Genomic DNA, 13,040 nt, shown 5'->3' with positions numbered 1-13,040 from the left:
GAAACGCGATCAGCCATGATTGAGCGCCATCCATGTCAGGAGCAGCGAGAGCCCGAGCCAGCCCCAGCCGGTCAGTTGCAGACGCTGCAGCAGGCGCAGGGGCAGGTTGGCATCGGGTTCGCGCCCCTCATCAAATACCGGAAAGCGCACCAGCTGGCCCTGATAGTAGCGGGGGCCGCCGAGTCGGCTGCCCGTCGCCCGGGCCAGCAGCGCGAGCAGGACCCCCATGGCGGGATGGGGCCAATGCAACGCAGGTCGCACTCTGTTGCCCAGCCCGCGCACCTGGGTCAGGCACAGGGGAAGCGCCAGCAGCAGGATGGCGGGGGCGCAGAAACCCTGATAGAGCGCCGCAGCCGGGCGGCCGAAGTGGACGAACGCGTTCTGCTTGGGGTTCCACGCCAGATGGGTCAACTGGGCGAGCCGCACCAGCAGGGCACCCTGTACCCCGGCCAGGGCGAAGCCCAGCAGGGGGGCGGCCCACTGACCCACGAGGCGCAGTACGCAGGTCTCGCTCACCGCCTTGTTCAACCCCATCACCGAGAGCTTGCCGGTCTCCCGCTTGAGCCAGGGGGCGACCTGCAGCCTCGCCACGACCAGCGTCTCCTGGGTCGCCAGGGCGCGGCTCCCCCGGGCAAGTTCCCGCAAGGGGCGGGATTCGAGCATCAGCAGCAGGAACAGGAGGTCGAACAGGGGCTCGGACAGGGAGAGATTGCGCACCGCCCAGAGACCGGCAGCGCAGGGCACCCAGACCACCAGCAGGGCAAGGAGCCCGGCCTGGCTCTGCTGGCGCGGTGTGCCGTCGGGGCGATAGACCTTCTGGCCGAGGCGGGTGAGCAGAGGCACGGCTGCGCCGGGTCTAAAGCGTACGGGCCAGGGCAGCAGGGCCTCCAGCAGGGCGGCCCCCACCATGATGGCCGCCGTCGTGGAGGCGAGGGCAGTCATCAGAGCATCCCAGGAGGGGGCGTCGATCACAGCTTGCCGAGCAGCGCGATGATCACTTCGGCGGAGTGTTGACCCGCCACCTCGATGAAGGCATCGAAGGATTCCACCTGCTCCTTGCCGGCGATGTCCGACATGGCCCGTACCACCAGATAAGGCACCTTGAACATGTGGCACACCTGGCCGATGGCGGCCCCTTCCATCTCCACCGCCAGCATCTGCGGGAAGTCGGCACGGGCTTTCGCGATGGCGTCCGGCTTGCACATGAACTGATCGCCGGTGCAGATGAGCCCGACCTTGGTCTGGTGCTTGCCTTGCTCGGCAATGCAGGCCTGTGCCAGGGCGATGAGTTTTTCGTCGCAGGGGAAGGCGGCGGGCTGCTGGGCCATCTGGCCCATCTCGTAACCGAAGGCGGTCACGTCCACGTCGTGGAAGCGCATCTCGCTCGCGATGACCACGTCACCGATGTGCAGATCCTGGGCGAAGCCGCCGGCGGAACCGGTGTTGATGACGCAATCGGGAGCGAACTTCTCCAGCAGCAGGCTGGTGGCGACGCTGGCGGCGACCTTGCCGATGCCGGAGCGGGTCAGGATCACCTCTTTACCGGCCAGCTTACCCTGATAGAACTCGCAGCCGCCCAGTTGCAGGGTGGTGGGCTCGCTCAGCTGGCTGCGCAGCAGGGCCACTTCCTGCTCCATGGCGCCGATAATACCTACTTTCATCATCTACCTCGTCTCGATGGCCGCTGGGCCGAAAAAGTTGGCGTGGATGATAGCAAAACTTGGCGGTGGCGCCGAGCATTGCGATGGCGCGGATGGGGGGTCAGGGGTAGCGTCTGGCCAGGGCGGCCAGTTCACCACTGTCTGCGAGCCGTTGCAGGGTGTTGGCGAACAGGGTCAGGCGCTCTGGGGCACTGTGGCGATGGAACAGGATGTAGAAGGGAGTCTCTTCCATCACGGTGGGGAGGATGCGGATCTTGTCGGCCAGCCCCTGTTCGCGCAAGTCGGACTCAAACCCCGGGGAGCGGTAGTAGACGAAACGGCCGCGCTTCATCAACAACTTCTCGTAGTTGGCCTGGTTGCTGATCCCGCCGCTGTCGATGATGAGGCCGCCGATGTCCTGGAGCCGGGCGATAGCACCGCTGCCATGGTTGATGAGGATGATGCCCCCCTGGCCGAGGGCCCTGACATCCTGCCAGCTGCGTATCTCGACGGGATCGTCATGGCGCACCGCCAGGTGGTAGCGCACCGTGAAGATGGCGGGGGTCAGGACGATGAAGTGATCCCGCCTGGCCGGGCTCTCTCCCACGCCGCAGATGAAGTCCAGCTGGCCGTGCTGCACCTTCTTTTCCAGCCGTCGCAGCGGCAGGAAGCGCTGATCTCCCTCAATGCGAAGGGCAGGCTCCCTCGCTTCCATGAGCCGGAAGAGATCGACGCAGATCCCGCCGACATGCCCGTCGGGGAGCGTCACGTACTTGGGGGACGACGCCTGCTGCGCGGCCGTATGAAAGACCTCGGTGGCGCCAATGGTCCTGGCGGTGAGGACAAGCAGACACAGCAGCAGGATTATCCTGGGGGTCATCCGGGCAGGCTTCCGATGGGATTCAGGCGCCGTACATCAACCAGTCAAAGGGCGCCGGGTGCTCAACATTAGGCGATTTCCCCCTCTTATTTCAAGGGGTTCGCGCTGTCGTCACCGGGCGCACGGGGCTTGAGGGGGGTGATCAGCCGAGTGCGGTGTCGAGGGTCATCATCAGGGCGAAGCCCGCCATGAGCCCCAGGGTGGCGTGGGTCTGGTGGCCGTTGCGATGGGTTTCCGGGATCACCTCGTGGGAGACAACAAACAGCATGGCACCAGCCGCGAGCCCGAGGCCGATGGGGTAGGCGATGGCCATGCCGCTGGCGAGTCCGACCCCGAGCAGGGCGCCGAGCGGTTCCAGCAGGCCGCTGCCGATGGCGACCAGCACGGCCACCGGCGGGCGAAAACCGGCTGCGCACATGGCCAGCGCCACCGCCAGCCCTTCGGGAATGTCCTGCAGGGCAATGGCGGTCGTGAGGGGCAGTCCCACCGTCATGTCTCCCTGGGAGAAGCTGACCCCGATGGCCATGCCTTCGGGCAGGTTGTGCAGGGCGATGGCGAAGACGAACAGCCAGACCCGTGAGCAGCTCTCATGGCCGGGACCACAGGGGCCGGTCTTGTCGTGTTCGTGAGGGGTGAATTGATCCAGTCCCAGCATCAGCAGCACCCCGAGGGTCATGCCGGCCACCACCACGGCGGCGGCGAGGAAGCCGTCACCCGTGATCCCCTCGGCGGCCTCGAGCCCCGGCAGCAGCAGGGAGAAGGCGCTCGCCGCCAGCATCATGCCGGCGGCGAACCCCAGCATGGCATCTTCCACCCGTTGGGGAACGGCGCGCAGGAACAGGGCAGGCAGGGCGCCCAGCGCCGTGGCGGCAAAACCCGCAGCGCCGCCGATGAGGCCATAGCGTACCCCGGGCGTGATCTCTCCTGCGGCCAGCATGACGAGACTCTGCACCAGGAGCAGCAGCACGGCGACCAGGGCGAGCAGCAGCCCCAGGGCGATGAGGGGGCGATCCGCTATCTGCTCGCGCAGTTGGACAGACCAGGAAGGGGAGAGGGTCGATACGTTGTCCATGGGGCCTCTGAAGACAGGAATGGGGAGAGACGAGCGGCCATTACATAACCTGGCCCCTGCTTTGTCCATGACGGCGGACCGATTGTGGCAATCGGCTCAAGTTTTGCGTCGAGCTGGTCGCTACTGTGCTGGCAGCCTCGTGGCGGGCACAAGGCCCGGCGTGGGGCGAGCGGGAAGCAAGGGATCCCCTCTCTTCGCTCCCATCGTCATTTCCCGTCAGGAGTCTCGGGTCACCGCTTACACGGATGTGATCATTGTGTCACTGCACATCTGCAGTCGAGGATCACCAGCCAACATGTCTTACAAGCATCTCTCCATCGGCAAGAAGATTGCCGCCGTCTTTGCGGTCATTGCCGTCATCAACGCCGTCTTCGGCCTGTTTCTCGCCACCGAACTGCGGGACATTCGGGATCGGGTATTGAACTTCACCGACTCCACCCTGCCAAGCGTGCTCTCGGTGGACAACTTGCTCTATGACGTCTCCTATGTGCGCCGTGCCCAGTTTGCCCTGCTGATGGTGGAAGATGCCGTCGACAGGCAGGTTCGCCGCGCCCGCATCCAGGAGAGCCTGGGCAAGGTGCAGCAGGTCATGGATGCCTACGAGGCAACCGTGGGGGCCGAGCATGAACGCCAGGCCTTCAACCGCGTCAAGCAGCAGTGGCTGCAATATCTGGGGGCCGTCAACCAGGTGGATGCCCTGTTGTTCCAGGGCCGCAGGGATGAGGCCAGGGAGGCGCTGTTTCGCTCGAACGGGCTCTACACCGAGCTGGAGCTGGCGGTGCGTGCACTTGTGAAGGTGAATCTTGGCTTTGTGGAAGAGAACCGTGGCAGCCTGCTTGGCAGCGTCACCATGGTGATGACCTTTGCCGTGGTGAGCATCGCGACCCTGCTGATCTTCATGGGGGTCATGACCTGGTTCCTCACCCGCCAGATCTGCCTGCCCCTGCAAGCCGTGGTGGCCCAGGCCAATGCCATCGCCCTGGGGGATCTGACCCATCGGCTGGATCGCCAGCACATCGGGCAGGACGAACTGGGGATGCTGGCCAGCGCCTCCCTCAAGATGCAGGACAACCTGCGTGGGCTCATCGAGGAGGTGGCCGCCGCCGTGACCCAGCTGGGGGCCGCCATCGAGGAGGTGAGCGCGGTCTCCGAGCAATCATCCCAGGGGATCCAGAGCCAGCAGCAGGAGATAGCCCAGGTCGCCACCGCCATGGCCCAGATGAAGGCGACGGTAGCGGATGTGGCGGGCAACACCGAGGTGGCCTCGGAGTCGGCAAGCTCCGCCAATGCCCTGGCTCGTCGCGGCAGTCAGGATGTGCAGGGGGCACTGGATGCCATCACCCGGGTGGCCGGTGAGATGGAGCAGACGGGTAACCTGGTGAGTGAACTGGAGAAAGAGTCTGCCCAGATCAACCTGGTGGTGGATGTCATTCGCGGCATTGCCGACCAGACCAACCTGCTGGCACTCAATGCCGCCATCGAGGCGGCCCGTGCCGGTGAGCAGGGGCGCGGCTTTGCGGTGGTGGCCGACGAGGTGCGCACCCTGGCGGGGCGTACCCAGGCCTCCACCGGCGAAATCGTCGCCATCATCGAGACCCTGCAGGCTCGTGCCAACCGGGCGAAGTCGGTGACCGGCCAGAGTTGCGAGATGATCCGCCAGTGCGTGAGTCAGAGCGAACGCACCAGCGTGGGCATTCGTCAGATTGAAGAGGCGGTGGCCCAGATAGCCGACATGGCGATCCAGATTGCCAGTGCCTGTGGCGAGCAGGATGCGGTCTCCGATGAACTGGGCCGCAACGTGGCGCGCATCAACGACTCCTCCAACGAGGTCGCGACCGGCGCGGATCACACCGCCAAAGCCTGTCTGGAGCTGAGCCAGCTGGCGGCGGGTCTGCGCCAGAGCATGGGGCGCTTCCGCCTGGCCTGACGGTGGTTGCAGCCAATGAAAACGGGGCCCTGGGCCCCGTTGTTTTTCTCACCGCCAGGCGGCGTGGGCTCAGGCGCCCAGGCCGTTACCGGCGTCTTTCTTGGCAATCAGCTCAATCTTGTAGCCGTCCGGGTCTTCCACGAAGGCGATGACGGTGGTGCCGCCCTTCACCGGGCCCGGTTCGCGGGTGATCTTGGCGCCGGCGGCGCGCAGCGCCTCGCAGGTGGCATAGATGTCGTCCGCTTCCAGGGCGATGTGACCATAGGCGGAACCGAGCTCGTACTCGCTCACCCCCCAGTTGTAGGTGAGCTCGATGACGGCTTCATCCTTCTCGTCGCCGTAGCCGACGAAGGCCAGGGTGTACTTGTATTCGCTGTTCTCGCTCTTGCGCAGCAGTGTCATGCCCAGCACTCGGGTGTAGAAGTCGATGGAACGTTGCAGATCGCCGACGCGCAACATGGTATGCAGAATTCTCATTGCTCAATTCTCCGGGTTGGTGGATTGGTACTGCCTTGAATCCATGGCCCGAGACCGGATCCGCAGAGGCCTGCAGATCAACTCTCGGGATAGACCTTCTCTTTGTATTCGCACAAATCTTCGATGATGCAGGAGCCGCAGCGGGGCTTGCGGGCGAGACAGGTGTAACGCCCGTGCAGGATGAGCCAGTGATGCACGTCCAGCTTGAACTCGGCGGGGACCACCTTGAGCAGCTTCTCCTCCACCTGATCGACGTTCTTGCCCACGGCAAAGCCGGTGCGGTTGGAGACCCGGAAGATATGGGTGTCGACGGCGATGGTGGGCCAGCCGAAGGCGGTGTTGAGCACCACGTTGGCCGTCTTGCGGCCGACGCCGGGCAGGGCCTCGAGGGCCTCGCGATTCTCCGGCACCTCGCCGCCGTGGCGCTCCAGCAGAATGGCGCAGGTCTTGATGACGTTCTCGGCCTTGGTGTTGAAGAGGCCAATGGTCTTGATGTACTCCTTGACCCCGTCCACCCCCAGATCCAGCATGGCCTGGGGGGTGTTGGCCACCGGATAGAGCTTGTCGGTGGCCTTGTTGACGCTCACGTCGGTGGCCTGGGCCGAGAGCAGCACGGCGATGAGCAGCTCGAAGGGCGTGGTGAAGTTGAGCTCTGTGGTGGGATGGGGGTTGTCATCGCGCAACCGCTCCAGGATCAGCCTGCGTTTCTGGTTGTTCATGGCTCTCTCTTGTCTCAGAGCTGGGTCGTGCGGGCGCCCGGCGCCGGCACGGTGCAGTGGGCCTTCTCGGCACTCTGCTTGCGGCCCATCCAGTCGTTGATGGCGTTTTTGCCGGCGATCATCAAACCGAGGCCGATGAAGCCGCCGGGGGGCAGGATCGCCAGCAGCAGGCTGGCGTCGGCGTGGAACAGCTCGACGCGCAATGACTTGGCCCAGTCACCCAGCAGCAGCTCGGCACCGTCAAACAGGGTGCCCATGCCGATGATCTCGCGAAGGCCCCCCAGTACCAGCAGCACCAGGGTAAAGCCCAGCCCCATCATGAAGCCGTCGAGGGCGGCAAGCAGGGGCGGGTTCTTGGAGGCATAGGCTTCGGCGCGGCCGATGATGACGCAGTTGGTGACGATGAGGGCGATAAAGATGCCGAGCGCCTGATAGAGGCCGTAGGTGTAGGCGTTCATCAATAGCTGCACGCTGGTCACCAGGGCCGCGATGATCATCACGTAGACCGGGATGCGGATATCCTTGGGCACCCAGTTGCGCACCAGTGAGACGGCGAGGTTGGAGCAGACCAGGACCACCATGGTGGCAAGGCCGAGCCCCAACGCATTGGTAAAGGTGGAGGAGACCGCCAGGGTGGGGCAGAGTCCCAGCACCTGCACCAGGGAGGGGTTGTTCTTCCACAGTCCCTGCAGCATCAGCTCCTTGAGCTCTTCGCGGCGGCCACTTTCCCCGGCGGGTTGGCTGGCCGTGTCAATCACGTCGACTTGTTCCATAGCGTGTGCTCCGGCGTTAGGGGTTGGCATGGCAGGAGGGGGCATCGTGCAGCAGTTCGGGGTGCTCCTGTTGCAGCCTCAGCAAATTTTTCACCGCCTTGACCACGGCCCGCGGGGTGATGGTGGCTCCGGTGAAGGCGTCGAATTCGCCGCCATCCTTCTTCACCGCCCAGGTGGCGTCGTTGTCGGCCGTGAGGGACTTGCCGGTGAAGCTGTCGATCCAGCTGGATTTCTTCAGTTCTATCTTGTCACCAAGCCCCGGGGTTTCCTTGTGGGCCAGCACCCTGACCGCGCTGACGGCCCCCTTGGCATCGGTGCCGACCACCATGCGAATGGCTCCACTGTAACCATCGGGGGCCACGGTTTCCAGCGCGTAGCCGGTATGCACCCCCTTGAGGGTGGCGGTATAGAGGGGCATGGGCTCATCGCTGCCCAGGTATTCCCGGCTGCTGACCAGCTTGCAACTGGCCACCAGATCATTGTCATAACTCCCCTCGGGCAGCAGGGCCTGCAGGGTGCGCAGCTTCTCAAGCTCTTGCTGGTGGGCGATGCGATCCCGGGTCAGTTCGTTGGTCAGCACCACCATGGCGGTGCAGCCGAGGGCAAAGAGGGCCAGGGTCAGGCCATTCTTGCGCATGCTTTTCAACATGGGAGGCTCCCTGTCTCGCGTCTGCGGCAATTCAGATGGGGGTTCATTTGCGACGGGCTCCATAGACCTTGGGGCGGGTCAGACTGTCAATCAGGGGAACGCACAGGTTGGCCAGCAACACGGCGAAGGCGAAGGCATCCGGATAGCCGCCAAAACGGCGGATGACATAGACCAGCACGCCGATGAGCACACCGTAGACGAGGCGCCCCTTTGCGGTGGTGCTGGCACTCACCGGATCGGTGGCGATGAAGAAGGCCCCGAGCATGGTGGCACCGCTGAACAGGTGCAGCATGGGGGTGGCGGTGGCATCCGGGGTGGCCAGATAGCCCAGGGTGGCAGCGAGCAGCAATGCGCCCAGCACGGCAGTCGGAATGCGCCAGTTGATCACTTTCTGCTGGAGCAGGAAGAGGCCTCCCAGCAGGTAGCCGAGGTTGACCCAGCTCCAGCCGATGCCACCCCAGCCCTCGAAGACCTTGTGGGTCATCACTTCGGTGGCGGTCAGCCCCTGGGTCAGCCCGGTCTTTAAGGTATCCAGCGGCGTGGCCATGGTCAGGCCATCCACCCCCTGCTTGAGCTGCAGCATGCTGTAGCCGTCGAGGCTGAAGCCGGTGAAGATCACCGAGGCCGCATCGGCGAAGCCGATGTCGTAGGCGGCGATGCTGGAAGGGGGCAGCCAGCTGGTCATCTGGACCGGGAAGGAGACCAGCAGCAGCACATAAGCCACCATGGCAGGATTGAACAGGTTCTGACCGAGCCCGCCATAGAGATGCTTGGCGATGATGATGGCGAACGCCGTGCCCAGCACCAGCATCCACCAGGGCAGCAGGGGGGGCAGGGAGAGACCGATGAGCACGGCGGTGAGCGCCGCGCTGCCATCCAGCAGGGCCGGTTTGACGGGGCGGCCGCGCAGGCGAAGGACCAGGGCCTCCGAACCCAGGGCCGTGACCAGCGCCAGCAGGATCTGGATCAGGGTCCCCCAGCCGAAGAACCAGGTCTGCGCCAGGAAGCCGGGCAGGCAGGCCAGGATCACCAGCACCATCAGGGTCTGGGTCTGTTTGCGGTTGTGGGCAAAGGGCGCACTCGCGATATTGAACATGGATCAGTGGCTCTTGTCGGTCGAAGGGGAGGAGGCAGCCTCGGCCGCCAGCTTCTTGGCTTTGGCCCGGGCGATGGCGGCGGCGATGGCCGCCTTCTTGGGGTCCACCTCGGCGGCGGGCTCGGATGCGGCGGCAGGGGCCTCAACGGCGTTATCGCTTGTGTTCACGGATGTCTCACTCGCGACCACCGGCCCATCACCTTGCGCCTGAGCAGCCTTCTTGGCCTTGGCCCGGGCGATGGCGACGGCGATGGCCGCCTTCTTGGGGTCCACCTCGGCGGCGGGTCCGGATGCGGCGGCCGGGGCCTCAACGGCGTTATCGGTTGTGTTCACGGATGTCTCACCCGCGACCACAGGCCCGTCACCTTGCGCCTGAGCAGCCTTCTTGGCCTTGGCCCGGGCGATGGCGGCGGCAATGGCCGCCTTCTTGGGGTCCACCTCGGCGGCGGGTCCGGATGCGGCGGCCGAGGCCTCAACGGCGTTATCGGTTGTGTTCACGGATGTCTCACCCGCGACCACCGGCCCATCACCTTGCGCCTGAGCAGCCTTCTTGGCCTTGGCCCGGGCGATGGCGGCGGCGATGGCCGCCTTCTTGGGGTCCACCTCGGCGGCGGGTTCGGATGCGGCGGCCGGGGCTTCAACGGCGTTATCGGTTGTGTTCACGGATGTCTCACCTGCGACCACCGGCCCATCCCCTTGCGCCTGGGCGGCCTTCTTGGCCTTGGCCCGGGCGATGGCGGCGGCAATAGCCGCCTTCTTGGGATCCACCTCGGCGGCGGGTCCGGATGCGGCGGCCGGGGCCTCAACGGCGTGTTCGCTTGTGTTCACGGATGTCTCACCTGCGACCACCGGCCCGTCTCCTTGCGCCTGAGCGGCCTTCTTGGCCTTGGCCCGTGCCAGGGCGGCGGCGATGGCGGCCTTCTTGGGATCCAGCTCTGCCTTGGGATGTTGCTCCCCAGGTGCCGGGGTGTCAGCCAGCCCATTGCCCTCGCCATTGGCGGCCTTGGCGGCACGACGGGCGATGGCCTCCTGCTTGCGCGCCTCACGGGCGGCAATCATGGCCTCGTTGTCCGGTGCGGGTTCACTCACGGCCACCTGGGCCGTCTCCTGTTTGGCCTTGATGCGGGCCAGGGCGGCGGCGACCGGATCTTCGCCCCCGGCCGTCGTCATGGCCTGGCGACGCTGGGCTGCGGCTTCGGCGTGGCGGGCTTCGCGGGCCGCCTTCTCACGCTCGAAGCGAGCCTGCTTGGCCTCGAAGCGCTGCTTGGCACGTTCGGCCTTCTCGGCCTCGGCACGGGCCTCGCGGATGTCATCCTTGGCGATCTTGTAGTACTGCACCAGGGGGATTTCGCTCGGGCAGACCCAGGCACAGGCGCCGCACTCGATACAGTCAAAGAGGTTGAGCTTCTCGGCCTTGTCGTACTCCTTGACCCGGCTGTACCAGTAAAGTTCCTGGGGCAGCAGGGTGGCGGGGCAGGCATCGGCGCAGGCACTGCAACGGATGCAGGCCTGTTCCGGGCCGGGGGGCGGCAGCTCGGCGCGGGTGGGAGAGAGCAGGCAGTTGGTGGCCTTGACCACGGGGACCATGGCGTGGGGCAGGGTGAAGCCCATCATGGGGCCCCCCATGATGACCCGCTGATCCGCCTCCGGTTGCAGCTCGAAACGCTGGAGCAGCCAGCGTACCGGCGTGCCCAGACGCACCCAGGCATTGCCGGGTTTCTTGAAGGCGTCGCCGGTGAGGGTGACGATGCGCTCGATGAGCGGCTCCCCATCGATGATGGCGCGCTTGATGGCAAAGACGGTGGCGACGTTGAGCACCATGATGCCCATGTCGACCGCCCGGCCTCCCTTGGGCACCTGGCGTCCGGTGAGCAGCTCTATGGTCTGTTTGGCGCCGCCGGAGGGGTACTTGGTCGGTACCGACTTGACCAGCACGTCGGCGTCGCTGGCATGGCGGGTCAGGGCCTCGATGGCCGCCGGTTTGTTGTCTTCCACCCCGATCAGGGTGAGCTTGGGCTTGAGCAGGTGCTTGAGTACCCGGATGCCGTCCATGATCTCGTCGGCGTATTCCTGCATCAGACGGTCATCTGTGGTGATGTAGGGTTCGCACTCCAGCCCGTTGACGATGAGGATCTCGGTGAGCTGGCCACGGCCGTCGAGCTTGCTGTGGGTCGGGAAGACGGCGCCGCCGAGCCCGGCGATGCCGGCCTGCTGGATGCGTTCGAGCAACGCCCCCCGCTCCAGGTTCCAGTAGTCAGGCTGGGGTGTGCGCTCGCCCCAGGCATCGTCTCCGTCCGGGGTGAGGAGGATGCAGAGATCGTCAAGACCGGAGGGGTGCGCCACCGTGTGCTGCTCGATGGCGGTGATGGTGCCCGAGGTGGAAGCGTGTACCGGCACGATGCGTCCCTTGTCAAAACGGGTGAGGGGTTGCCCTTTCTTGACCTTGTCCCCCACCCGCACCAGCAGTTCGCCGGCCGGACCCGCGTGCTGGCGCACCGGAATGATGAGCTGTGGGGGAAGGCCCGCGTCAACGACGGGGGTCAGGCTGGACTGGTGCTTGTTCTCGGGGGGATGGATGCCGCCGTGAAAATCCCACAGAGTGCCGGCTTTGATGCGTTCGAGCAGATGCTGCATGGTTACTCCGCTGTTTATTCCACTATCTTGACCGGAATGGCGACCTTGGCCAGATCCCATTTCCAGTTGTCGACTGTGGTCGGCACCGGGATCATTTCGATACAGTCGGTCGGGCAGGGGTCGACGCAGAGGTCGCACCCGGTGCACTCGGCCGCGATGACGGTATGCATCGCCTTGGTGGCACCCAGGATGGCGTCGACCGGACAGGCCTGGATACACTTGGTGCAACCGATGCACATGTCTTCGTGAATGAAGGCCACCTTCTTGACGGGGATTGCCGCGTCTTCACCGCCGTCCAGAGACTGGGGCTCGACCCCCATCAGGTCGGCAATCTTGCGCATGGTGGCGTCGCCACCGGGCACGCACTTGTTGATCTTGTCGCCATTGGCCAGGGCGTCGGCGTAGGGTTTGCAGCCCGGGTAACCGCACTGGCCGCACTGGGTCTGGGGCAACAGAGCATCGAGCTGATCGACGATGGGATCGGCCTGCACATGAAACTTGACGGCGGCAAAGCCGAGAATGATGCCGAAGGCCAGGGCAAGCAGGGCCAGCACCAGAATGGCAAAGAGTATGTGAATCATAGCGTTATATCTTGATGAGGCCGGTAAAGCCCATGAAGGCCAGCGACATCAGGCCAGCGGTGACCATGGCGATGGAGACGCCACGAAACGGTGCCGGCACGTCGGCGGCCACCAGCCGCTCACGCATGGCGGCAAAAAGGATCAGCACCAGGGAGAAGCCGACGGCAGCCCCGAAGCCGTAGATGATGCTCTGGATGAAGTTGTGGCGCTCGTTGATGCTGAGCAGCGCCACGCCGAGCACGGCACAGTTGGTGGTGATGAGCGGCAGGAAGATGCCGAGCAGGCGATAGAGGGTCGGGCTGCTCTTGCGGATCACCATCTCGGTGAACTGGACCACCACGGCGATCACCAGAATGAAGCCCAGGGTGCGCAGGTAGGCGATCTCCAGCGGGATCAGGATATAGTGCTCCATCAGATAGGAGCAGGCGCTGGCCAGCGTCATGACGAAGGTGGTGGCCAGACCCATGCCGATGGCGGTTTCCAGCTTGCCGGAGACACCCATGAAGGGGCAAAGGCCGAGGAACTTCACCAGCACGAAGTTGTTGATCAGCACGGTGCCGACCAGTAAAAGCAGGTACTCAGTCATTGAAGA

General features: G+C 65.0%; 13 protein-coding genes. 1 reads left to right on the top strand and 12 read right to left on the bottom strand.

Annotated features, from left to right (window positions below):
* Window positions 1-9: 9 nt before the first annotated feature.
* The 4 genes from AB5Y68_RS04795 to AB5Y68_RS04780 form a co-directional block, all read right to left on the bottom strand.
* Window positions 10-942 carry a cobalamin biosynthesis protein gene (locus AB5Y68_RS04795; protein ID WP_039038685.1) on the bottom strand — a complete coding sequence of 311 codons (933 nt, stop codon included), beginning with the start codon at window positions 940-942 and terminating at the stop codon, window positions 10-12.
* A 26-nt stretch (window positions 943-968) separates the two neighbouring features.
* A complete protein-coding gene (mtnN, locus tag AB5Y68_RS04790; protein ID WP_010674306.1) occupies window positions 969-1,661 on the bottom strand; it encodes a 5'-methylthioadenosine/S-adenosylhomocysteine nucleosidase in 693 nt (230 codons plus the stop codon).
* Between the two features lie 100 nt (window positions 1,662-1,761).
* Entirely contained in the window at window positions 1,762-2,520 is a 759-nt protein-coding gene (locus AB5Y68_RS04785; RefSeq protein ID WP_039038670.1) for an ABC transporter substrate-binding protein, read from the bottom strand.
* Window positions 2,521-2,662: 142 nt separating this feature from the next.
* Window positions 2,663-3,592: a ZIP family metal transporter gene (locus tag AB5Y68_RS04780; protein ID WP_039038671.1), complete on the bottom strand. Its 930-nt coding sequence runs from the start codon at window positions 3,590-3,592 to the stop codon at window positions 2,663-2,665.
* 295 nt (window positions 3,593-3,887) lie between these two features.
* On the opposite strand from AB5Y68_RS04780, the gene AB5Y68_RS04775 reads away from it, so the two are divergent.
* Window positions 3,888-5,519, top strand: a complete 1,632-nt coding sequence (locus tag AB5Y68_RS04775; RefSeq protein WP_039038672.1) for a methyl-accepting chemotaxis protein — start codon at window positions 3,888-3,890, stop codon at window positions 5,517-5,519.
* Window positions 5,520-5,588: 69 nt separating this feature from the next.
* Here AB5Y68_RS04775 and gloA read toward each other — a convergent pair whose 3' ends face one another.
* From gloA to rsxA, 8 genes are all read right to left on the bottom strand, one after another.
* The gene (gene gloA, locus AB5Y68_RS04770) at window positions 5,589-5,996 is read right to left on the bottom strand and encodes a lactoylglutathione lyase (protein ID WP_039038673.1); all 408 of its coding nucleotides are present in this window, start codon (window positions 5,994-5,996) and stop codon (window positions 5,589-5,591) included.
* Window positions 5,997-6,073: 77 nt separating this feature from the next.
* A complete protein-coding gene (nth, locus tag AB5Y68_RS04765) occupies window positions 6,074-6,715 on the bottom strand; it encodes an endonuclease III (protein ID WP_005302279.1) in 642 nt (213 codons plus the stop codon).
* A 14-nt stretch (window positions 6,716-6,729) separates the two neighbouring features.
* Window positions 6,730-7,488: an electron transport complex subunit E gene (locus AB5Y68_RS04760; RefSeq protein WP_039038674.1), complete on the bottom strand. Its 759-nt coding sequence runs from the start codon at window positions 7,486-7,488 to the stop codon at window positions 6,730-6,732.
* A gap of 16 nt (window positions 7,489-7,504) precedes the next feature.
* Entirely contained in the window at window positions 7,505-8,137 is a 633-nt protein-coding gene (rsxG, locus tag AB5Y68_RS04755) for an electron transport complex subunit RsxG (protein WP_010674313.1), read from the bottom strand.
* A 43-nt stretch (window positions 8,138-8,180) separates the two neighbouring features.
* Window positions 8,181-9,233, bottom strand: coding sequence for an electron transport complex subunit RsxD (gene rsxD / locus AB5Y68_RS04750; RefSeq protein WP_010674314.1), 1,053 nt, complete (start codon window positions 9,231-9,233; stop codon window positions 8,181-8,183).
* A 3-nt stretch (window positions 9,234-9,236) separates the two neighbouring features.
* Window positions 9,237-11,867 carry an electron transport complex subunit RsxC gene (gene rsxC, locus AB5Y68_RS04745; protein WP_368206933.1) on the bottom strand — a complete coding sequence of 877 codons (2,631 nt, stop codon included), beginning with the start codon at window positions 11,865-11,867 and terminating at the stop codon, window positions 9,237-9,239.
* A gap of 14 nt (window positions 11,868-11,881) precedes the next feature.
* Window positions 11,882-12,448 (bottom strand): electron transport complex subunit RsxB, encoded by a 567-nt coding sequence (rsxB, locus tag AB5Y68_RS04740; RefSeq protein ID WP_043156390.1) that lies wholly within the window; start codon window positions 12,446-12,448, stop codon window positions 11,882-11,884.
* A gap of 4 nt (window positions 12,449-12,452) precedes the next feature.
* Window positions 12,453-13,034 (bottom strand): electron transport complex subunit RsxA, encoded by a 582-nt coding sequence (rsxA, locus tag AB5Y68_RS04735; protein WP_039038677.1) that lies wholly within the window; start codon window positions 13,032-13,034, stop codon window positions 12,453-12,455.
* Between the last annotated feature and the right edge of the window lie 6 nt (window positions 13,035-13,040).

This window comes from Aeromonas sp. R6-1 (assembly GCF_040908165.1).
Lineage (GTDB): Bacteria > Pseudomonadota > Gammaproteobacteria > Enterobacterales > Aeromonadaceae > Aeromonas > Aeromonas caviae.
The sequence above is the reverse complement of the archived record's forward strand: the minus strand, read 5'-3'. Positions and strand labels throughout refer to the sequence as shown.

Bases quoted from the DNA above. Each gene is read 5' to 3' on its own strand.
- AB5Y68_RS04795 (WP_039038685.1), bottom strand. From the start codon at position 942: ATGACTGCCCTCGCCTCCACGACGGCGGCCATCATGGTGGGGGCCGCC.
- rsxG (WP_010674313.1), bottom strand. From the start codon at position 8,137: ATGTTGAAAAGCATGCGCAAGAATGGCCTGACCCTGGCCCTCTTTGCC.
- AB5Y68_RS04775 (WP_039038672.1), top strand. From the start codon at position 3,888: ATGTCTTACAAGCATCTCTCCATCGGCAAGAAGATTGCCGCCGTCTTT.
- AB5Y68_RS04780 (WP_039038671.1), bottom strand. From the start codon at position 3,592: ATGGACAACGTATCGACCCTCTCCCCTTCCTGGTCTGTCCAACTGCGC.
- gloA (WP_039038673.1), bottom strand. From the start codon at position 5,996: ATGAGAATTCTGCATACCATGTTGCGCGTCGGCGATCTGCAACGTTCC.
- rsxD (WP_010674314.1), bottom strand. From the start codon at position 9,233: ATGTTCAATATCGCGAGTGCGCCCTTTGCCCACAACCGCAAACAGACC.
- rsxA (WP_039038677.1), bottom strand. From the start codon at position 13,034: ATGACTGAGTACCTGCTTTTACTGGTCGGCACCGTGCTGATCAACAAC.
- mtnN (WP_010674306.1), bottom strand. From the start codon at position 1,661: ATGAAAGTAGGTATTATCGGCGCCATGGAGCAGGAAGTGGCCCTGCTG.
- nth (WP_005302279.1), bottom strand. From the start codon at position 6,715: ATGAACAACCAGAAACGCAGGCTGATCCTGGAGCGGTTGCGCGATGAC.
- AB5Y68_RS04760 (WP_039038674.1), bottom strand. From the start codon at position 7,488: ATGGAACAAGTCGACGTGATTGACACGGCCAGCCAACCCGCCGGGGAA.
- AB5Y68_RS04785 (WP_039038670.1), bottom strand. From the start codon at position 2,520: ATGACCCCCAGGATAATCCTGCTGCTGTGTCTGCTTGTCCTCACCGCC.
- rsxC (WP_368206933.1), bottom strand. From the start codon at position 11,867: ATGCAGCATCTGCTCGAACGCATCAAAGCCGGCACTCTGTGGGATTTT.
- rsxB (WP_043156390.1), bottom strand. From the start codon at position 12,448: ATGATTCACATACTCTTTGCCATTCTGGTGCTGGCCCTGCTTGCCCTG.